This is a genomic window from Stenotrophomonas sp. Steno-Z4, from assembly GCF_056393145.1.
Map to the genome: position 1 here is coordinate 1,410,275 of NZ_JBWJPC010000001.1, position 21,185 is coordinate 1,431,459.

16 protein-coding genes are annotated in these 21,185 nt (G+C 68.1%); 5 read left to right on the forward strand and 11 right to left on the reverse strand.

Annotated elements, in window-relative coordinates:
* Positions 1-5 precede the first annotated feature (5 nt).
* From AC06E7_RS06270 to AC06E7_RS06285, 4 genes are all read right to left on the reverse strand, one after another.
* The gene (locus AC06E7_RS06270) at positions 6-929 is read right to left on the reverse strand and encodes a ParB/RepB/Spo0J family partition protein (RefSeq protein ID WP_068847864.1); all 924 of its coding nucleotides are present in this window, start codon (positions 927-929) and stop codon (positions 6-8) included.
* Positions 929-1,726 carry a ParA family protein gene (locus AC06E7_RS06275; protein WP_217537486.1) on the reverse strand — a complete coding sequence of 266 codons (798 nt, stop codon included), beginning with the start codon at positions 1,724-1,726 and terminating at the stop codon, positions 929-931. The genes AC06E7_RS06270 and AC06E7_RS06275 overlap by 1 nt, the downstream gene beginning before the upstream one ends.
* A gap of 64 nt (positions 1,727-1,790) precedes the next feature.
* The gene (rsmG, locus tag AC06E7_RS06280; RefSeq protein WP_210131371.1) at positions 1,791-2,429 is read right to left on the reverse strand and encodes a 16S rRNA (guanine(527)-N(7))-methyltransferase RsmG; all 639 of its coding nucleotides are present in this window, start codon (positions 2,427-2,429) and stop codon (positions 1,791-1,793) included.
* Positions 2,430-2,480: 51 nt separating this feature from the next.
* A complete protein-coding gene (locus AC06E7_RS06285; RefSeq protein ID WP_093532617.1) occupies positions 2,481-3,080 on the reverse strand; it encodes a 4'-phosphopantetheinyl transferase family protein in 600 nt (199 codons plus the stop codon).
* Between the two features lie 95 nt (positions 3,081-3,175).
* Here AC06E7_RS06285 and AC06E7_RS06290 point away from each other — a divergent pair, with 95 nt between their 5' ends.
* The gene (locus AC06E7_RS06290; RefSeq protein WP_068854466.1) at positions 3,176-3,427 is read left to right on the forward strand and encodes a GlsB/YeaQ/YmgE family stress response membrane protein; all 252 of its coding nucleotides are present in this window, start codon (positions 3,176-3,178) and stop codon (positions 3,425-3,427) included.
* Between the two features lie 76 nt (positions 3,428-3,503).
* Here AC06E7_RS06290 and xth read toward each other — a convergent pair whose 3' ends face one another.
* The 4 genes from xth to AC06E7_RS06310 form a co-directional block, all read right to left on the reverse strand.
* Positions 3,504-4,271, reverse strand: coding sequence for an exodeoxyribonuclease III (gene xth, locus AC06E7_RS06295; RefSeq protein ID WP_068847873.1), 768 nt, complete (start codon positions 4,269-4,271; stop codon positions 3,504-3,506).
* Between the two features lie 134 nt (positions 4,272-4,405).
* Positions 4,406-5,821: a coniferyl aldehyde dehydrogenase gene (locus AC06E7_RS06300; protein ID WP_478063555.1), complete on the reverse strand. Its 1,416-nt coding sequence runs from the start codon at positions 5,819-5,821 to the stop codon at positions 4,406-4,408.
* A gap of 163 nt (positions 5,822-5,984) precedes the next feature.
* Positions 5,985-7,640 carry an MFS transporter gene (locus tag AC06E7_RS06305; RefSeq protein ID WP_184126043.1) on the reverse strand — a complete coding sequence of 552 codons (1,656 nt, stop codon included), beginning with the start codon at positions 7,638-7,640 and terminating at the stop codon, positions 5,985-5,987.
* A gap of 63 nt (positions 7,641-7,703) precedes the next feature.
* On the reverse strand, positions 7,704-9,131 hold the full coding sequence (locus AC06E7_RS06310) for a DcaP family trimeric outer membrane transporter (protein WP_210131374.1): 1,428 nt from the start codon (positions 9,129-9,131) through the stop codon (positions 7,704-7,706).
* 269 nt (positions 9,132-9,400) lie between these two features.
* On the opposite strand from AC06E7_RS06310, the gene acs reads away from it, so the two are divergent.
* The 3 genes from acs to mntP all read left to right on the forward strand — a co-directional run bounded on the left by acs (position 9,401) and on the right by mntP (position 13,148).
* A complete protein-coding gene (gene acs, locus AC06E7_RS06315) occupies positions 9,401-11,344 on the forward strand; it encodes an acetate--CoA ligase (protein WP_217537482.1) in 1,944 nt (647 codons plus the stop codon).
* Between the two features lie 18 nt (positions 11,345-11,362).
* A complete protein-coding gene (locus tag AC06E7_RS06320) occupies positions 11,363-12,028 on the forward strand; it encodes a response regulator transcription factor (RefSeq protein ID WP_068847883.1) in 666 nt (221 codons plus the stop codon).
* Between the two features lie 541 nt (positions 12,029-12,569).
* Positions 12,570-13,148: a manganese efflux pump MntP gene (mntP, locus tag AC06E7_RS06325; protein ID WP_093532614.1), complete on the forward strand. Its 579-nt coding sequence runs from the start codon at positions 12,570-12,572 to the stop codon at positions 13,146-13,148.
* A gap of 1 nt (position 13,149) precedes the next feature.
* Here the strand turns inward: mntP and AC06E7_RS06330 are convergent, their stop codons facing one another.
* From AC06E7_RS06330 to AC06E7_RS06340, 3 genes are all read right to left on the reverse strand, one after another.
* Positions 13,150-14,157 (reverse strand): hypothetical protein, encoded by a 1,008-nt coding sequence (locus AC06E7_RS06330; RefSeq protein ID WP_478063559.1) that lies wholly within the window; start codon positions 14,155-14,157, stop codon positions 13,150-13,152.
* A gap of 207 nt (positions 14,158-14,364) precedes the next feature.
* Complete coding sequence (locus AC06E7_RS06335) at positions 14,365-17,811, reverse strand: hybrid sensor histidine kinase/response regulator (protein WP_478063632.1); 3,447 nt, start codon at positions 17,809-17,811, stop codon at positions 14,365-14,367.
* Positions 17,812-17,862: 51 nt separating this feature from the next.
* Positions 17,863-19,209 (reverse strand): sensor histidine kinase, encoded by a 1,347-nt coding sequence (locus tag AC06E7_RS06340; protein WP_478063560.1) that lies wholly within the window; start codon positions 19,207-19,209, stop codon positions 17,863-17,865.
* 108 nt (positions 19,210-19,317) lie between these two features.
* Here AC06E7_RS06340 and AC06E7_RS06345 point away from each other — a divergent pair, with 108 nt between their 5' ends.
* Positions 19,318-21,183 carry a diguanylate cyclase domain-containing protein gene (locus AC06E7_RS06345; protein ID WP_478063562.1) on the forward strand — a complete coding sequence of 622 codons (1,866 nt, stop codon included), beginning with the start codon at positions 19,318-19,320 and terminating at the stop codon, positions 21,181-21,183.
* Positions 21,184-21,185 lie beyond the last annotated feature (2 nt).

The window sequence follows — 21,185 nt, forward strand, 5'->3', positions numbered from 1 at the left end:
GGGACTCAGCCCTTGCGTACGCGGAGCTTCTCGAGCACGCCGTCCAGCGTGTCCAGGTCGGTGTAATGGATGATCAACTTGCCCTTGCCGCCGCGACCGTGGTTGATCGCCACGCGGGCACCCAGCGATTCGGACAGCTCGGTTTCCAGCGACGCGATGTCGGCCTGCGGGGCGGCCGCGCTCGGCTTGCGGCGCAGCGAGGCAGGCACCTTGCCGGCAGCGAACTGCTGCGCACGGTGTTCGACCTCACGCACCGACCAGCCCTGGTCGGCTGCTTCCTGGGCCAGCTTGCTGGCCAGTTCCGGCGCCAGGGTCAGCAGCGCGCGGGCATGGCCCATTTCCAGCCGGCGGGTTTCCAGCAGCAGGCGGATCGCCACCGGCAGCTCCAGCAGGCGCAGCAGGTTGGACACCGCCGCGCGCGAGCGGCCGACGGCCTGGGCGGCTTCGGCGTGGGTCAGGGCGAACTCGCTGATGAGCCGCTGCAGCGCTTCGGCTTCTTCGAGCGGGTTGAGGTCTTCGCGCTGGATGTTCTCGATCAGCGCCATCGCAATGACGGTGCGGTCTTCCAGCTCGCGCACCACTACCGGCACTTCGTCCAGGCCGGCCAGCTGCGACGCGCGCCAGCGGCGTTCGCCGGCCACGATCTCGAAGCTGTCCGGGCCCAGCTGGCGGACCAGGATCGGCTGGATCACGCCCTGCGCCTTGATGGAATCGGCCAGCTCGGCGAGCTTGGTTTCGTCCATGTCGCGGCGCGGCTGGTACTTGCCCGGCTGCAGGTGCTTGACCGGCAGCTTGCGCAGCACTTCACCCGGCAGCGGCTCGATCACGGCCGCGGCCTGCACCTGTGTCACCGCGCCCTTGGGCCCCAGCAGCGCATCGAGGCCACGGCCGAGGCCGCGTTTCTTGCCGGGGGCGGGCTTGGTGCTCATCAGGCGGTCTCCATGGCCTTGCCGGCCGTGTTGCGTTGGTGGTGGCGGCGGATGATCTCGCCGGCCAGGCCGAGGTAGGCGACGCCGCCGCGCGAGGCGCGGTCGTAGCCGACGATGCTCTGGCCGTGGCTGGGCGCCTCGGCCAGGCGCACGTTGCGCGGCACGATGGTGCGGAACACGCGGTCGCCGAAGTGATCGGTCAATTCGGCCGACACGGCATTGGCGAGGTTGTTGCGCACATCGAACATGGTGCGCAGCACGCCCTCGATCTCCAGGCTGGGATTGAGGTTGGCGCGCAGCGCATCGATGGTTTCCACCAGCGCGCTCAGGCCTTCCAGCGCGTAGTACTCGCACTGCATCGGCACGATCACCGAATCGGCGGCGGCCAACGCGTTGAGGGTCAGCAGCGACAGCGCCGGCGGGCAGTCGATCAGGATGAAGTCGTACTCGTCCTGGATCGGGGCCAGCGCGCGCTTGAGCCGCTGTTCGCGTTCGCCCTGGTCCATCAGCTGGATCTCGGCGGCGGTCAGGTCGATGTTGCCCGGCAGCAGGTCGAAGCCTTCCGGGGTGGTCACCCGGACGTCGGCCGCGGTGCTTTCGCCCAGCAGCAGGTCGCAGGTGGAGGCGGCAACTTCGCGCTTGTCCACGCCGCTGCCCATGGTCGCATTGCCCTGGGAATCGAGGTCGACCAGCAGCACGCGCTTGGGCGCAGCAGCCAGGGCGGCGGCCAGATTGACGGCAGTCGTGGTCTTGCCGACGCCACCTTTCTGGTTGGCGATGGCGATGATGCGGGCCATGCGGGTGAGCCTCATCGGCAGGGGGTGGGACTGGGCATTATGCGGGCATGGGGCGTGTCGTGTCTCACGGACCGGCCACCACCACCAGATGGCGCTCGCCGGTCAGGCCCGGAACATGCAGTGGCAGGACCTGCTCAACCCGCCAGCCGGCCGGCAGCTGGGCGATCTCGTCATGCGGGTGGACGCCCTTCATGGCCAGCAGGCGTCCGCCGGGGCGCAGCAGGTGGCCGCCGACGGCGATGATGCCGGCCAGGGTGTCCATGGCGCGGGCGGTGAGGTTGTCATAGGCGCCCGGCTCTGCCAGCGCTTCGGCACGGGATTCGGCCACGCGGGCATTGGCCAGGCCCAGCTGGCGCACCGCTTCGCGCATGAAGCGGGCCTTCTTGCCGTTGCTTTCCACCAGGGTCACCTGCAGCTGCGGGCGGGCGATGGCCAGCGGAATGCCGGGCAGCCCGGGGCCGGTGCCCAGGTCGGCCAGGGTGCCCTGCTCCAGGTACGGCTGCATCGCCAGCGAATCGAGCAGGTGGCGGGTGACCATCTCCATCGGGTCGCGGATGGCGGTGAGGTTGTAGGTGCGGTTCCAGCGGTCCAGCAGGGCGAGGTAGGTCAACAGGGGCGGCGCCAGGGTGGCATCCAGGCCCATGGCAGCCAGGCCGCGCTCAAGCGCATCGGCCACGCCGGCCGGGAGTGTGTGTTCGGTCATGCGCCCATTATCGCAGGCTGGGGACCTGCTGACTGCGCGGATTCGGTGCGCTCAGAGCGCGTGCCAGGCCAGTGCGGCGCGGAAATCGTCCGCGGCCTGCCATTCGTGCAGGTGCCAGCGCTGGGCCGGGCCGAGTTCCGGGTCGCACCAGGCCAGGTGCAGGGCGCCGTCGGCGGCGGGCGCCAGCTGCAGGCGGTGCAGGCCGAACGAGATGCCCTGCCCCTGCGCCTTGAGGATGGCCTCCTTGGCGCACCAGACCCGGAAGAACCAATGGGTGCGGGCGTCTTCGTCCAGCCCGAGCAGCCATGCCACTTCGGTCGGGTGGAAGAAGCGCTCGATGATTTCGGCCATGCGCGGCCGTGGGCGCAGCGGCTCCAGATCCACGCCCAGCCGCACGCCCTCGCCCAGCCCCACCAGCAGCAGGCCATGGCTGTGACTCCAGCCGGTGCCGATATGCGCCAGCGGGCCGTGCAGCTCCGGGCGGCCGCGCGGATCGCGCTGCAGCGGCAGGTCTTCGGGGCTGCCCCCCAACTGGTCAGCCAGCAACACCCGCGCCTGCGGCTCGCCACGGGTACCGGGCACATGCGGCAGGCGCCAGACGGTGACCGGGCCGAACCGCCAGGGCCCGTCCAGGGTCGCCGGCAGGCTCATGCGAACACCCCGCCAATGCGGCTGCACGACGACTTCACGGGGGCTGCCGTCAACTGGCTCCGTCTCATCGGCACACAAACTCTGGAGTGGACAACATGGGCATCATCATCTGGTTGATCGTCGGTGGCATCGTGGGCTGGCTTGCCAGCATCATCATGCGCCGCGACGCGCAGCAGGGCATCATCCTCAACATCGTGGTCGGCATCGTCGGCGCGCTGATCGCCGGCTTCCTGTTCGGCGGCGGCATCAATGAAGCGATCACCATCCGCACGTTCCTGTTCTCGCTGATCGGGGCCGTGATCCTGCTGGCGATCGTGAACCTCTTCACCCGCCGCAGCGTTCGATAACCCCACAGGGTAGGTAACGACCGTTGGTCGTTACGCCTTTCCAGCAAGGCCCGGCACCCGCCGGGCCTTGTGCGTTTCAGCCCAGCTGCACCCACGCCGGGGCGTGGTCGCTCGGCCGGTCCCAGGTGCGCGGCTCGCGGTCGATGCCCGAAGCCAGCGCACGCGCCTTGAGGGCATCCGACACCAGGGTCAGGTCGATGCGCAGGCCCAGGTTGCGGCGGAACCCGGCGGCGCGGTAATCCCACCAGCTGAACACGCCTTCCTCTTCGCTGTGCAGCCGGAAGGCATCGTGCAGCCCCAGCTGCAGCAGCTTGTTGAGCGCGCCGCGTTCGGCGGTGGAGGTCAGGATGTGGTTCTCGTTCCAGACCAGCGGGTCGTGCACATCGCGCGCGTCCGGGGCGATGTTGAAGTCGCCCATCACCACCAGCTCCGGGTATTTCTGCAGTTCCGAGGCCACCCAGGCGTGCACCGCTTCCAGCCAGCGCAGCTTGTAGGCGTACTTGTCGGTGTCCACGTCCTGGCCGTTGACCACGTACAGGTTGATGATGCGCACGCCGTTGACGGTGCCGGCGATCACCCGCTTCTGCTCGTCCTCGAAGCCTGGAATGCCGATCTGCACGTCCTGCGCCGGCTCGCGCGACAGCAGCGCCACGCCGTTGTAGGTCTTCTGCCCGGCGAACACGCTGCGGTAGCCCAGCCCGGCCAGCACCGCGTCGGGGAACTTGTGGTCCTCCATCTTGGTTTCCTGGATGCCGACCACGTCCGGCGCGAACGCGGTGAGCCACTGTTCCAGGTGCGGCAGGCGCACGTTGAGCGAATTGACGTTCCAGGAGGCTATTTTCATGGGCGCATTGTAGCGGGTCGGCGGTTCCGTACCGACCAACGGTCGGTACCTACCGGTCGACCGCGAGCCTCGGCCGCGACGCATGCGGAGCGGTGCTGCCCCGGGTAGGTACCGACCGTTGGTCGGTACCCCCCTCAGCGCAGAATCAACCTAAGCAGACCGGCAATGCGTGAATACGGCGGTTTGAGCATATCGCTCGCCGCCCACCGCGACTGCCACAGGATCGGCAGCTGCTTGCTCATCGCATCGAACCCGGCACGCCCGTGGTAGGCGCCCATGCCGCTGGGGCCGACGCCGCCGAACGGCAGGCCGTTGATGGCGAAATGCAGCAGGGTGTCGTTGACGGTGACGCCGCCGGCCACGATCTGGCCGAGCACGCGCTCCACCACCGGCCGCTGTTCGCTGAAAACGTACAGCGCCAGCGGCCGGTCGCGGCCCTGCACTGATTCCAGGGCGGCATCCAGGTCGGGATAGGCGCACACGGGCAGGATCGGGCCGAAGATTTCCTCCTGCATCAGGTCCAGGTCGGCCGGCGGGTCGAGCACGATGGTGGGCACGATCAGCCGCTCGCGGCGCGCGCGCTCGGGATCGATGCTGGCCAGTTCGATCACCGGCACGCCGCGTTCGCGCGCCTGGGCCAGGTAGCCGAGCAGGCGCTGGTACTGGCCTTCATTGATGATGCGGGTGTAATCGTCAGTATTGCTGAAGTCACCGTAGCGCGCGCGCACCTGGGTCTGCAGCTGCTGCACCAGCTCGCGCTGGCGGCGGCTGTCGACCAGCACATAGTCCGGCGCGATGCAGGTCTGGCCGGCATTGAACCACTTGCCGGTAGCCAGCCGCGCGGCGGCCTTGTGCAACGGGTAGTCGCTGCACACGATGGCCGGTGACTTGCCGCCCAGTTCCAGGGTGAGCGGGGTCAGGTGCTGCGCGGCGGCGGCCATGACCTTGCGGCCCACCGCCGTGGAGCCGGTGAACACCAGATGGTCCAGCGGCGAGCCGGCCAAGGCCGACGCCAGTGCGGCGTCGCCCTGCACGACCGCTACCCGGTCGGCGGGGAACACCTCGGCCAGCAGGTCGTGCAGGAAGGCGCAGGTGCGCGGGGTGTGCTCGGAGGGTTTCAGGACGACGTGGTTGCCTGCCGCGATGGCAGTGGCCAGCGGAATCAGCGCCAGGTTCACCGGGTAGTTCCACGGCGAGATCACCCCGACCACGCCCAGCGGTACCGGCCGGGTCTGCGCCCGCGCCGGCCAGAACCGCCAGCCCACCCCGACCCAGCGCGGGCGCATCCAGCCGCGCAGGTGACGGAGCAGGTGGTCGATCTCATTGAGCACGGTCATGCCATCGGCGATCAGCGACTCATGGGTGGAGCGGTGGCCGAAATCGGCTGCGATGGCCTCGGCCATCTGCGGCAGGCGTGCCTTCAACGCAGCGCGCAGGCGCTGCAGGTCGCTGCGGCGCTGTTCCAGCGACGGGCGGTTGGCCTGCCAGGCGCGGCGCAGGGTATGCAGAATGGCCTGGAGGGCGGCAGTGTCGGTGCTGGGGTGGTCCATGGCGGGAATATAGCAATGGTTGTGGCCGGCACCGCGAGGACACGCATGGCGTGTCGCTACACATCGGACGCACTGTAGCGACACGTCATGCGTGTCCTCGCAGACCCAAACGAAGAAGGGCCGTGGCAATGCCACGGCCCTTCTGGTTCACGCCATCACCGGGTTACTTGGTGATGTCCACACCCTTGGTTTCATGCAGGAACAGGCCGCCGACCACGACCGTCATCAGCGCGATGATGATCGGGTACCACAGGCCGTAGTACAGGTTGCCGGTGCCGGCCACCAGCGCGAACGAGATCGCCGGCAGGAAGCCACCGAACCAGCCGTTGCCGATGTGGTACGGCAGCGACATCGAGGTGTAGCGGATGCGGGTCGGGAACAGCTCGACCAGGTAGGCCGCGATCGGGCCGTAGACCATGGTCACGTAAAGCACCAGGATCCACAGCATGAGCACGGTGCCGGCGATGTTGATGCGCGCGTTGTCGGCCTTGGCCGGGTAACCCGCTGCGGTCAGCGCCGCCTTGAGTTCGCCACCGAAGGCATCGCCCTTGGCCTTGAGCTCATCCTTGGTCAGGCCCGCGGCCTCGAACGAGGTTACCTGGGTATTGCCCACACTTACCAACGCCAGCGAACCGGCAGCGGCAGGCTGCACGTCGTACGGCACACCGGCCTTGGTCAGCGCGGCGGTGGCCACGTCGCAGGAGCTGGTGAATTTGCGCAGGCCGACCGGATCGAACTGGAACGAGCAGGTGTTCGGATCGGCGATGACCAAGGCCGGCGAGCTGCTGCGGGCTTCTTCGATGGCCGGGTTGGCGAAGTGGGTCAGGCCCTTGAACACCGGGATGTAGGTCACCGCGGCCAACAGGCAGCCGGCCAGGATGATCTTCTTGCGGCCGATGCGATCGGACAGCCAGCCGAAGAAGATGAAGAACGGCGTACCGAGGGCCAGCGCGCCGGCGATCAGCAGGTAGGAGGTGGTGGCATCGACCTTGAGCATGCTGCTCAGGAAGAACAGCGCGTAGAACTGGCCGCCATACCACACCACGGCCTGGCCGGCTGCGGCGCCGAGCAGGACCAGCAGCATCAGCTTGAGGTTGCCGTCCTTGAGGCTGTCACGGAACGGGGTCTTGGAGCCCTTGCCTTCGGCCTTCATCTGCTGGAACAGCGGCGACTCGCTCAGCTGCAGGCGGATCCACACCGAGATGCCCAGCAGGATGATCGAGACCAGGAACGGAATGCGCCAGCCCCAGGCTTCAAATGCCTCGTTGCCCAGGAAGTAGCGGCAGGCCAGGATGATCAGCAGCGACATGAACAGGCCAAGCGTGGCCGTGCACTGGATGAAGCTGGTGTACAGGCCACGCTTGTCGGCCGGTGCATGCTCGGCCACGTAGGTCGCCGCGCCACCGTACTCGCCACCCATCGCCAGGCCCTGGGCCAGGCGCAGGACGATCAGGATCACCGGCGCCGCGAAGCCGATCGACGCGTAGTTGGGCAGCACGCCGACCAGGAAGGTCGAGATGCCCATGATCAGGATCGTGACCAGGAAGGTGTACTTGCGGCCGATGCGGTCGCCGAGGCTGCCGAAGAAGGCCGCGCCGAACGGACGCACGAAGAAGCCGGCCGCGAAGGCCAGCAGGGCGAAGATCATGCCCGTGGTTTCATTGACCCCGCTGAAGAACTGCTTGGCGATGATCGCCGCCAGCGAGCCATACAGGAAGAAGTCATACCATTCGAACACGGTGCCAAGGCTGGACGCGAAGATGACCTTCTTGTGGCCCTTGGTAAGTTCTGCTTTTGCAGGTACGGGTGTGGTGGACATAAGAAGCTTCCCCTCCGAAGCAATCATTGGTGGCAGGTGCCGACAATGCGTCGGCACCCATGCTTAAAAACTGTACTTCGTGGTGAACTGCACGCGGTTGATGTCGCCCTTGCGGCCATCTTCGATCTCGCGCACGCCGTACATGTACTCCGCGCCGATATCGACCTTGGGCATCGGCGTGTAGAAGATGTTGCCGCGGATGCTCTGCACGCTCTTGGTGACCAGCGGGCCCAGCACGCTGTCGTTGTCGTAGTCGCTGCGGGCGTAGATCAGGTTGGTGCGCAGCTTCGGGGTGAAGGCGTGGCGCCAGCCGACATAGCCGGCCAGCACGCCAGTGGGGTTGAGTTCGTCCTGGGCCACGTCGTAGGCCGTATCGGCGGTGACGCCCAGGCCAACGTAACGGGCGATGCCTTCGCCACCGCTGATCTGGTAGTGCAGCTGGTCGCTGCCGCCCATCACCCACTTGCCGCCCAGGGTCAGGCCGCCGCCGATCTTGTCGGCGTCGGCACCGGTGGCCTGGTTGTCGACCTTGAGCTGGCGCACGATACCGCCGACCCCGAAGGTGCCCCAGTCGCCCTTCCAGCCATAACGCAGGGTCAGGTCCGGCAGGGAGCCACGGTCGCTGTTGCTGGCCACGTTGGTCCACGCCCCGGTAACCGGATTGCGGGTGCCGGTGAGCACGGTGGTTTCCGGGTTTTCCAGCGCGACGCTGAAGCCGCCCTGGGTGTAACGGATCTGCGCCTGGCGCACGAACAGCACGCCGTCGGTGGGACCGACGAAGTCGGCCGCTTCCGGCAGCGAGGCGGCGTCCATGAAGTTCGACCAGGTCTGGCCGGCCATCCAGTTGTTCCAATACATGTACGCGTGGCGCAGGGTCACGCCGTAGGTATTGGTGGCGGTCTGGTTGCCCAGCGAGTTGCCGAAGAAGTCCATCTCGAAGAACGCGCCGGACTTGTTGCCCTTGTCCGAGACGTTGTCGATGCCCAGGTTGAAGCGCGAGAACTTGGCGTGGGCATTGAAGTCCACGTCGGAACGCTCGCCGCTGCCGCCGGCACCGGCCACCGGGGTCTGGCCCGGCAGGTACAGCGCGCGGCCGGTAGCATCGTCGGCCAGCTGGCCATCGCCGGTCTGGGTGGCCAGGAAGTCGGCCTTGATGAAGCCGCCGATCTTGACCGTGGTGCCCGGCGCGGCGCCCGGGGTGATGGTGGTGACCTGGATCGGCTGCTTGCCGGCGGGCACGGTGGCGGCGGCAGGCTGTTGCGCCTGCACGGTCTTCACCGCGGTCACATCGGTCTGGGCCTGGCTGATCTGGGTCTGCTGCTGCTGGGTGGTGGACAGCAGCAGCTGCACCTGGCGCTCCAGCTCGGCAACGCGCGCTTCCAGCTGCTTCTCTTTGGCGGTTTCGGCAAACGCCATGCCAGGCGCCACCAACGCGACCAACAGGCAGGTCGCCAACGGCTTGCGCATGGTCTTCAACATACGGGTACTCATGTTGCCCTCTCTCCCGGGTGGCAAAGTGATCGCCGCGTGTGGGGTCACGGTCGAGCCGAGCGTGCGGCCGGTTGACGCACCCCGGCTATTGGCAATTGGTCGAACCCGGGGTCACGACCAACGGCCGTGACCTGCCGGCAATTGCTCGTTACGACCAAGGTCTAACCATTCGCTTACCTCGTGGCGCGGTGGATGCGGCAAACTGAGCGGGATGAATCGCGGGTTATGCTGCGATCGCACAACCCAGTCCTAGTGCAAGTGAGGGTGCCATGGCCGATCTTTACCCCGTCAAAGCGGACGTTGCCGCCAAGGCGCGCATTGACAAGAACACTTACCAGCAGCTCTACCGCGAATCGGTGGACAATCCCGACGCGTTCTGGGGCAAGGCCGCCGAGCGGCTGGACTGGTACAGGAAGCCGTCCACGATCCGCAACGTCAGCTACCAGCTCGACGATTTCCGCATCAAGTGGTTCGAAGACGGCGAACTCAACGCCAGCGTGAACTGCCTGGACCGCCAGCTGGACAAGCGCGGCGACAAGGTTGCGCTGCTGTTCGAACCGGACAGCCCGGATGCGCCGGCGCAGGGCGTGACCTACCGCGAGCTGTACGAGCGCACCTGCCGCCTCGGCAACGCGCTGCGCAACCTGGGCGTCAAGAAGGGCGACCGGGTCACCATCTACCTGCCGATGATCGTTGACGCGGCCGTGGCCATGCTGGCCTGCGCGCGCATCGGTGCGATCCACTCGGTGGTGTTCGGTGGCTTCGCGCCCAACTCGATCGCCGACCGCGTGATCGACTGCGGCAGCAAGCTGATCATCACCGCCGACGAAGGCCTGCGCGGTGGCCGCAGGATTCCGCTGAAGGCCAACGTGGATGCCGCGCTGAAGCTGCCCGGCACCACCACGGTGGAAACCGTGCTGGTGGTGCGCCACACCGGCGGTGCGGTGGACATGCAGGCCCCGCGCGACCGCTGGTTCCACGACGTGGTGGACCCGCAGCCGGCACAGTGCGAACCGGAGCGGATGAACGCCGAAGATCCGCTGTTCATCCTCTACACCTCCGGTTCCACCGGCAAGCCCAAGGGCGTGCTGCACACCACCGGCGGCTACCTGCTGTACGCGGCCTACACCCATGAAGCGGTGTTCGACCTGCGCGAAGAGGACATCTACTGGTGCACCGCCGACGTGGGCTGGGTCACCGGGCACAGCTACATCGTGTACGGCCCGCTGGCCAACGGCGCCACCTCGCTGATGTTCGAAGGCGTGCCGAACTACCCCGACACCTCGCGCTTCTGGCAGGTGATCGATAAGCACCAGGTCAGCATCTTCTACACCGCGCCTACCGCCATCCGCGCGTTGATGCGCGAAGGCGATGCCCCGGTCAAGCGCACTTCGCGCGCCTCGCTGCGCCTGCTGGGCAGCGTCGGCGAGCCGATCAACCCGGAAGCCTGGCGCTGGTACTACGACGTGGTCGGCGATGGCCGCTGCCCGATCGTGGATACCTGGTGGCAGACCGAAACCGGCGGCATCCTGATTTCGCCGCTGCCCGGCGCGATCGATCTCAAGCCCGGGTCGGCCACCCTGCCCTTCTTCGGCGTGCAGCCGGCGCTGGTCAACGCCGATGGCGAGATCAAGGACGGCGCCACCGAAGGCAACCTGATCATCCGCGATTCGTGGCCGGGCCAGATGCGCACCGTCTACGGCGACCACCAGCGGTTCATCGACACCTACTTCCGCACCTACCCGGGCAGCTACTTCACCGGTGACGGCTGCCGTCGCGACGAGGACGGCTACTACTGGATCACCGGCCGCGTCGACGATGTCATCAACGTGTCCGGCCACCGCATCGGTACCGCCGAAGTGGAAAGCGCACTGGTCTCCCACCCGAAGGTGGCCGAAGCGGCCGTGGTCGGCTTCCCGCACGACATCAAGGGCCAGGGCATCTATGCCTACGTGACCCTGGTGGCCGACGAAACGCCGAGCGAGGAGCTGCACAAGGAGCTGGTGGCGTGGGTGCGCAAGGAGATCGGCCCGATCGCCTCGCCCGACCACCTGCAGTGGGCGCCGGGGCTGCCGAAGACCCGCTCGGGCAAGATCATGCGCCGCATCCTGCGCAAGATCGCCGAGAACGCACCCGACCAGCTGGGTGACACCTCGACCCTGGCCGACCCGTCGGTGGTGGCATCGCTGGTGGAAGAGCGTAAGGTCAAGTAATTGGTTCCCACCTCCCCCATGACAACCCTGCTGATCGCCGATGACCACCCCCTGTTCCGTGAAGCCCTGCGCGGCGCGGTGCAGCGGGTGATGCCGGGCGTGCTGCTGTACGAGGCCGACAGCGTGGAAGCGCTGTACCAGCTGGCCGACCAGCATGCCGACGCCGACCTGGTCCTGATGGACCTCAACATGCCCGGTGCGCAGGGCTTCAACGCGCTGGTGCACATGCGGGCGCTGCACCCGCAGTTGCCGGTGGTGGTGGTGTCCGCGCGCGAAGAGCCCACCGTGATGCGGCGGGCACTGGACCACGGCGCGTTCGGGTTCATTCCCAAGTCGGCCGACTCGGACACCATCGGCCATGCGCTGGGCACGATCCTGGATGGCGAAACCTGGGCCCCGCCGGAGGCGCACAACGTGCCGCCGACCGGGCGCGAGGAACGCGAGGTCGGCCAGCGCCTGCGCGAGCTCACCCCGCAGCAGTTCCGGGTGCTGCAGATGCTCGGCGCCGGGCGGCTCAACAAGCAGATTGCGTATGACCTCAATGTGTCCGAGGCCACCATCAAAGCGCATGTGACCGCGATCCTGCGCAAGCTGGGCGTGACCAATCGTACCCAGGCGGTGTTGATGGCCGGCAAGCTGACGCTGGATGACGAGCCGTTGGTGTTGCCGCCGGAAGAGGATTGATCGCGGATTGCGTGGCTGCGTGGCCGCGTGGTTGCGTCGTTGCGTCGTTGCGTCGTTGCGTCGTTGCGTCGTTGCGGTAGAGCCGACTGTTAGTCGGCTGCGGAGACATGCAGCGGACTAACAGTCCGCTCTACCCCCCGGCTGCGGAGACATGCAGCGGACTAACAGTCCGCTCTACCTTCGGCTGCGGAGACACGCAGCGGACTAACAGTCCGCTCTACCCCCGGCTGCGGAGACATGCAGCGGACTAACAGTCCGCTCTACCTGCTTCGGCTTATAGCCGAAGCTATACATCCCAGCACGCCCTGCGCAATTCGGCGATTTGGGCGGTAAACCGCGTTCGCGGTGCTAAGCTTCGCGTCCCCTTGGGGAGTAGCCTGTTTCCTGCTGAAGGAAACGCCCGTATCAACATGCTCGGCCAGTGCGCCGTGGTGCGGGCAGCCAGTGATGGTTGGCGAGACCAGCGGTCCGCGTGCGCAACGACAGGTTGGGCGCGAACGTGGGCCGTTGTCCGTCATCGCCCAACCTGCACTGTCGTGTGATGTCCCCCATTTCGATGCTGTTGATCGGCTTTGCCATGTCCACCGATGCCTTCGCCGCGGCAATCGGCAAAGGCGCTGCCATGCGCAAGCCGCGTTTTCCCGATGCGCTGCGTGCCGGCCTCATCTTCGGTGTGATCGAAGGCCTTACGCCGGTGATCGGCTGGTTGCTCGGCCGCGCCGCGTCGTCCTACGTGCAGGCCTTCGACCACTGGATCGCCTTCGTGCTGCTCGGTGCACTGGGCGTGCACATGATCATCAACGGCGTGCGGCACGACCCGGACGCTGACAGCGACGACCCCGACAAGCACCACGGTTTCTGGCACCTGGCCGTCACCGGCTTTGCCACCAGCATCGATGCCCTGGCCGTCGGCGTGGGCCTGGCCTTCCTGGACGTGCACATCGGCGTGATGGCGACGGTGATCGGCCTGTGCACGCTGGTGATGGTCACCACCGGCATCATGCTGGGTCGGGTGCTGGGCGACATGATCGGCAAGCGTGCCGAGATCGCTGGCGGCGTAATCCTGATCATCGTCGGCAGCGCCATCCTGTATGAGCATCTTTCTGGCGCCGTCGGCTAGATCAGGTGCGTGGGCGGTGGTAGTCGACGATGTCGACCAGCACGTAGCCATGTGGGGTTTTACGGTACAGCAGGCGCTCCGTGTTACGGCCCGGGCTCTGCCGGCCTTCCCAGTGGATGTCGGTCGCTTGATACGGCATGCCCTGGTAGCGCACCGGGTGGCCGCAAGGACGGCGGTCGGCCAAGTCACCTTTGATCCGGTCCAGTTCCCGCAAGGTGCGGCTGTCGGCGGCCAGTCCACGCAGCTTGGCGCGCAGCAGCGGTCCCAAGTGGACCTCGGCGCGGGCGTGATGGACTGAGCCGGCTGACTCCGCCGCCGGTGTCGGCGTCGCTGCCGATGCCGATGCCGATGCATCACCGGATTCACAGTGTCGCCGCGTCTGGCGACGATAGGTGACGCCGACCAGTGCGCTGGGCTTCAGTGTCTCCAGCATGTGCCCTGTCCGGGCGGGAGCAGAATGCACGCGCATCTCGCCCTGGCATTCGTCGGTGGTGAACGCATGCGCATCACGCAGCGCGGTATTGGCAAGGTCCACGCGCAGGTACGGGCAGTGCAGCTGGCGCAGCACGGTGCCGGCGCGCGTGCCTGCCTGGTTCAGCGCGGCCGCGATGGCCGTGCCCTGCCCTTCGCGTGCGGCCACCAGGTAACAGGCGGTGGCGTTGCGCTTGGCGAGCAGCATCACCGCACGATCGCGGCAATGGGTCAGGTAGAAATGACGGATGACGCCTGCAATGAGCGGATTCGGTGGCACCCTGCGGGTCTGGCAGTATGCATTGAATTCACGGGTGACCCGGCTGAAATCCCGTTCCAGCTGCGCGGCCAGAGACTTCAACGCGTCCAGGTCATCAACACTGGTACCGGACTCATGCAGCAGCGCGCGTACGGCCGGGTAGTCGACCAGCGCACGCTCATGCGGGCGCAGCCGCGCCGTGGCCCTGCCCGGGTCCAGGTAGCGTTGCACATTGGTCCAGCCAATGCCCAGCCAGCCCCCGATCAGGGCGTCCGGCACGACGTTGGCACACCCGCGAAACGCAAGTGAGAACGCGCCTCCCACCACTGCTCCCACGCTGCCCCCCAACGGGATTGCCCACGGCGAATGCAGCTGCGTAGCGAAAACGGACCGCAATGAGGGGACGGGCACGGACACTCCATGGCGCAGGGATCGACCGCGCAGCATAGACAGCGCGATGGCGCGGCAGGGCCGTGCCTGTCGGATTCACCCTTTCAAGGTCGAATGCGCCGCCAGGTACGCACGCAGCGAGGCCGGCTTGATCGGCTTGGTCAGCAGCCGGTAACCGCGTTCGCGCGCCATCCGCTTGAGCTCGTCGCGACCGTCGGCGGTCAGTAGCGCGCCGGGAATGTCGCGCCCGGCGCGCTCGCGCAGCGCCACCAGCGTGTCCAGTCCATCCAGGCGATCGTGCAGGTGGTAGTCGACCAGCATCACGTCCGGCTGCGCCTGCACTTCCTCCAGCGCCTGGTCCACGGTGCTGGCAGTGATCACCTGCACCTGCCAGCGGCCCAGCAATGCACGCATGCCGTCGAGGATTTCCTGGTCGTTGTCCACGCACAGCACGCGCATGCCGGCCAGCGAATCGGTGCGGGTGCTGTGCTCGGGCACGCTGGCCGGCGCGTCGCTGGCCGGTAGATCCGGCACCTGCGCACGGGGCAGCAGGATCGAGAACATGCTGCCGCTGCCCACCTGGCTGCGCGCGTTGAGGCGGTGGTCGAGCAGGCGCGAGATGCGCTGGCAGATCGACAGGCCCAGCCCCAGCCCCTGCTCGCCCCAGTCGAACGGCTGCTGGTAGCGATGGAACTCATTGAAGATCTGCTGCATGTGGTGCTCGGGGATGCCCGGCCCGGTATCCCACACCTGCAGTTCGATCTCGTCGCGGCGATGGCGCACGGCCAGCACGATGCGGCCCTGGCGGGTGTAGCGCAGCGCATTGGCCAGGAAGTTCTGCAGCACCCGGCGCAGCAGGCGGCGGTCACTGCGCACCCAGGCCGGGCGCGCGAACAGGTCCAGGCGCAGGCCGCGCCCGGCCGCCACCGGCGAGTACTGCGCGGCCAGTTCGCGCATCAGCAGGCTCACGTCGAAATCGCCGATCACCGGGTGCAGGCCGCCGGCATCCAGCCGCGACACGTCCAGCAGCCCGTCCAGCAGTTCTTCGGCGGCACGCAGGGAGGCGTCCACGCGCTCTGCCAGGTGCCGCTGTTCATCGTTGTTGTGGTGGCTGTCGCGCAATGCCGAGGCGAACAGGCGCGCTGCGTTCAGCGGCTGCAGCACGTCATGGCTGATTGCGGCCAGGAAACGGGTCTTGGACTGCTGCGCCACTTCGGCTTCATGCGAACGTTCGGCCACGCGCTGTTCCAGCGTCTCGTTGGCCTCCAGCAGCGCGGTCTCGGCGTGCTTGTAGTCGGTGATGTCGTTGTAGCTGGTGACATAGCCGCCGCCGGGCAGCGCCTGGCCGCGCATCTCGATCACCCGGCCATCGCTGCGGGTGCGCTCGAAGATGTGCGGCGAACCGGCGCGCATGTAGCCGATGCGGCGGTTGATCTGCACGTCGATATCGCCCTCGCCCAGCTCGCCGCGCTCGGCGTTGTAGCGGATCAGGTCGGCGACCGGGCGGCCCACGTACAACATGCCATCGGGGTAGCCGAACATCTGCTGGTAGCGGCGGTTCCACGCGGTCAGGCGCATGTCCGGATCAACCACGCTGACCCCGGCGCTGATGTTTTCCAGCGTGGTGGACAGGATCTCGCGGTTGAAGCGCAGTTCCTGCCCGGCCTCATCGAGTACCGCTACCACCTCGCCCAGGTCCATGCCCGAGCCACGCAGCAGGCTGGTCAGCAGCAGGCGCGCGGAGGCCGCGCCGATCGAGGCGGCCAGCAGGCGTTCGGTGAACTGCACCCAGGCCCGGTCCGCCGGGGCCGAGGCCTGCAGCTCGCGGCCCAGCGACTGCGCCTGCTCGAAGAACGACCGGCGCGCATGGCGGTCGCCGACCACGCGCGAGGCCAGCGCCAGCAGGTCGCCCACATGCACATGGCCCGGCCAGGCACCGGCCACGGAGGGGCGCTCGGCATACGGGTCCAGGAACGGCGCGGCGCGCAGGCGCTCGTCCACGCCGGGGCGCCAGCGCACCGACACCAGCAGCATGGCCGCGGCGTTGATCAGCAGCGACCAGAACGTGCCATGGGTGAGCGGGTCCCAGCTGGTCATGCCGAACAGCCCCTGCGGCCGCAGCCAGGCAATGCCGAACGGTCCGTCGCTCAGCCAGGCCGCATCCATCCAGCCGGCGTGGGTCAGCGCCGGGAGCAGCAGGGTGTAGATCCAGGTGCCGAAGCCGAGCAGGATGCCGGTCTCCACGCCCCGGCGGCTGGCACCGCGCCAGTACAGGCCACCGATCAGGCCCGGCGCAAACTGGGCCACCGCAGCGAATGCCATCAGCCCGTACGAGGCCAGCGTGCTGTCGTTGCTGCTGCCGCGGTAGTAGCTGTACGCGGCCAGGGCCAACAGCAGGATCGCCATGCGGCGGATCCACAACACCCGCGAAGCGACGTCGGCCGCTTCCTGGTGGTCGCCACTGCGGCGCAGCAGCACCGGCATCACCAGGTCGTTGCTGACCATGGTGGCCAGCGCGATGGAGGACACGATGACCATGCCGGTGGCAGCCGAGAAGCCGCCCACGTAGGCCACCAGCGCCAGGAATTTACGGCCTTCGGCCAACGGCAGGGCCAGCACCATGCTGTCGTCGGCGATGCTGCCGCCGGTGCCGAACAGGGTCACACCGGCCGTGGCGATCGGAATCACCATCGCCGAAATGATGATCAGGTAGCCGCCGAACATCCACCGCGCGCGGCGCACATCGCGCACGTCGCCGCATTCCACCACCGCCACGTGGAACTGGCGCGGCAGGCACACGATGGCCAGGAAACTGAGCAGCGTCTGCGAGATGAAGCCGACCGGCGGCAGCCCGGTGAACAGCGTATGCGCGCTGCGCACCACGGTTTCGCCGCGGTCGGCCAGCCACAGGTAGGCGAACAGGCCCAGCGCCACCATCGCGATCAGCTTGATCATCGATTCCAGCGCGATGGCCAGCATCATGCCGTGGTGGTGTTCGGTGGCGTCCACCTGGCGGGTGCCGAACAGGGTGGCAAACAGCGCCATCAGCAGCGCCACGTACAACGCCGGGTCGCTGAACCAGCCGGTGGGCCCGACGCTGCCGGTCAGCACCTGCAGGCTCATCGCCACGGCTTTGTACTGCAGGGCGAGGTAGGGAACGATGCCGATCAGCGCGATCACCGCCACCAGCGCGGCCAGCCGTCGCGAGCGGCCGAACCGCGAGGAGATGAAATCGGCGATGGACACCACGTTCTGGCTGCGCGCGATCAGCGCCAGGCGTTCGATGATGCGCCAGCCAAACAGCAGCAGCAGCAGCGGACCGAGGTAGATCGGCAGGTAGCCGATGCCGTTGCGCACCGCCGTGCCCACCGCCCCGTAGAAGGTCCACGACGAGCAGTACACCGCCAGCGCCAGGCTGTAGACCACCGGGCGCAGCCACGGGCGGTCGGGGTACATGGGACGGCGGTCGCCCCACCAGGCCACGCCGAACAACAGGGCGGCATAGGCCACCGACACCAGCAGCAGGATCCAGCTAGAAACCACGGGCATGTTTCCGCAAGCGCAGGCCGCAGTGTAGCCGCTGCACGCCCCTGCTCACGCCGCCAGCGGACGCGACGGCAGCTGCAGGTCGATCCGGGTGCCCTCGCCCGGGCGGCTGTGCACCTGCACCGCACCGCCGGCCGCCTCCACCAGGCTGGCGGTCACCGCCAGGCCCAGGCCGGTACCCTGTCCCACCGGCTTGGTGGTGAAGAACGGTTCCAGGCAGCGCGCGCGCACCGTTTCGCTCATGCCCTGGCCGGTGTCCTGCAGCTGCAGGACCACGCGTCCGTCGGTATCGGGCGGCTGCAGGCGCAGCGTGAACCGGCCACCGTCGGGCATGGCCTGGCTGGCATTGACCGCCAGGCTGAGCAGGATCGATTCGAGCTGGGCCGGGTCGAAGTGGATCAGCCGCTGCACGTCGCCGGTTTCCACTTCGCAGTGCACGCGGTCATCGAACACCTGCTGCAGCGTGGGCGCCATCGCCGCCAGCGTGGCGGCCGCGTCCAGCAGCTGCGGTCGGCCCGGCTCGAGCCGGCTGAAATCCAGCAGGCGCCGGCTCACCGCGCTGGCCCGCCGGGTCGCCGAATCCGCGCCCTGCAGGGCCGCCTGCAGGGTCTCGCCCTCGCTGCGCCGCGCCTTGGCCACGTAGCCCTGGATGAGCGCCAGCAGGTGGTTGAAATCGTGCGCGATGCCGCTGGCCAGGCGACCTACGTTGTCCATCTTCATGGCATGCACGAGCTGGTCGCGCGAACGCTCGCGGGCCTGCATCTCCACCTGCAGCTCGTCGCGCTTGCGGGCCAGTTCCTGGCTGCGCTGGTGGGCTTCCTGCAGGCTTTCCCGCAGGCCGGTCACGCTGTGGTGGAGCAGCCAGGCAGTCATGACGGTGCCGAATGCCGACACTGCCAGGTCACTGGTCGCGTGCAGCACCCGGTCGGCCCGGAACAGGCCCGACGCCGCGTCGACCCAGCCGCCCAAGGCCATCAGCCCGCACAGCCATGCCGCGGTCCAGGCCAGCGGACGGCGGCCAAGCACCGCCGCCACCAACAGCACCGGCACCAGCTGCACCAGCTGCACCCGCAGCTGGGCGGCCAGTCCCCAGTACCCGTAGGCCAGCACCAGCAGCAGCAGTTCACCGGCCAGGAACACCACGGCGGCATGCAGGCTGCGGCCGGCCCGGTGCTCGATCAGGCACAGCAGGCACAACAGCAGGTGGGCCGCAGCCATGGCGGGGACCATCATGTCCAGACCCGCCCCGAGCCGAAACGCCGTCCACGCCGCCAGCAACGGGTGGTACAGCCCCACCAGCAGCAGCAGGCTGCCCAGCATGGCATCGGTACGCCGACCCAGCCCGGCAGGGCGTTCAGCAGCGGCGGCGCGGGTGGAAGGCGACGACTCGGGCATGCGGCAGGGAATGGCGGGCGGCGCCGGCGCGCGGCGGCAACATCGGTATATTAGCAGTGCGCTGTAGATCGTCTGCACTCGACCGGGGAAGTCGTTGTCGCCATGCCTATGTTGTCGCTAGTCCGGCGCGGACTGCCTGCGCTTGCCGTTGTGCTGTCCCTGGCCGCGCTGCCCGCCCAGGCGCAGCGCCCGCTCGACGCGGCGCCGCAGATGGCGCAGGTGGAACAGTGCCATGCCCTGCTCACCAGCGAACCGCAGGCCTCGCTGCAGCTCGCACGCAGCCTGTTGGCCGCGCCCTCGCTGTCCACCTCGATGGAAATCGGCGCGGTCGGCTGCCTGGGGGTGGCGCTGCGGGCGCTGGGGCAGCTGGACCAGACCACCGACCTGCCCGACCGCCTGCTGGCGGCCGCGACGCGCGCCGACGCCAGCCCCGACGATATCCAGCGCGCCCGGACCATGGCCGCGCACCTGCTGCTGTGGCGCGGCGACCACGCGCGCGCGCTCGGCTTGACCGGCACCCTGCTGGACGATGCGGTGCGGCAACGCGACGTGCAGGGCCAGATCGGCGCGTTGATGCAGATCGCCATGATCCGTGGCGACGCGATGGGCGATGCCGAAGGCGCCCTCACCTACCTGCACAAGGCCACGCAGCTCAGCGACCACCTGCACCGGCCGCCGAACCCGGGCGACCTGATCCTGTACTACAACTATGGGTATGCGCTGCTGATGCTGCAGCGGTACGAGGAAGCCACCGCAGCCTTCAAGCGCGCCGAAGCGATCGGAACGCGGCTGAGCGGCCAGGACGTGTTCCTGCATCGCATTGCCAGCCATCGCGCCGAAATCCTGCGCGTGTCGGGGCAACGGGATGCCGCCGAGGCAGCGCTGCGCGGCGTGCTGGCCTGGCAGGGAAAGCAGGATCCGCAGGGCCAGGTGGTGACCCTGCAGCGCCTGGCACGGCTGGCGATGGACCGGGGCAACGCCGCGGTGGCGCTGCCGCTGGCCACCCAGTCGCAGGGCCTGGCAGAGCACGGGCGGTTCGTGGAAGAAGTCCGCAACGGCCTGGACCTGCTCGGTGACATCCACACCCTGCTGGGTCACCGCGAGCAGGCGCTGCAGTACGTGCGCCAGGGCCGCGCGATGGACCAGGCGCGCAGCAAGGGCGAGACCCTCACCCAGCTGGCCAGGCTGCAGGCCTCGGCCGAACGCAGCATCCATCCCGCCCAGGTCAATGCCGAACAGGACCTGGGCCGGGTGCGCGTGCTGCGCAACAGCGCGGTGATCGCTTTCCTCACCGTCGCGGTGATTGCCACGGTGCTCGTGCTGCGGCTGCGCCAGCAGCGCGGCCAGCTCACCGCGCTCAGCCGGACCGACAGCGTCACCGGGCTGCCCAACCGCCGCGAGGCCGAGCGCAGGCTCGACGAACGCGCCGCAGGCCACGATGGCGCAGCGCGCAGCGCGCTCCTGCTGATCGAACTGGACGACTTCAAAGCGCTGAACGAGCGCCATGGACAAGCAGCCGGCGACAGCGTGCTGCGTGCCGTGGGCGAATGCCTGCGTGCGGCCTGCGACCGGCACGACCTGCTGGCACGCTGGGGCGGCGCGGCCTTCCTGGTGGCGCGCCACGACACCGGCGCGGAAGCGGCACAGGCCCTGGCCGGGCACCTGCGGCTGGCCATCGAGCGGCTGGTGGTGGATCTCGCCCCCGGTCAGCACCTGACCCTGACCGCCAGCGTGGGCATGGCACCCCTGCCGTTGTTCGGCGATGCACCGGCGGAGCGGGATGACAGCCTGCGCGCTGCCGATCGTGCACTGCAGGGCGCCCGCCAGGGCGGGCGCAATGCATGGGCAGGGATATGGGGCGAAGACGGGACCCAGGCACCGCATCTGTATGCAGTGCTGGGAAATCCGGAAGAGGCCGCGGCGGCCGGGTGGGTGCGTCTCAGCGGCAGCCGGCCCATTCGCTGGGATGTGTGATG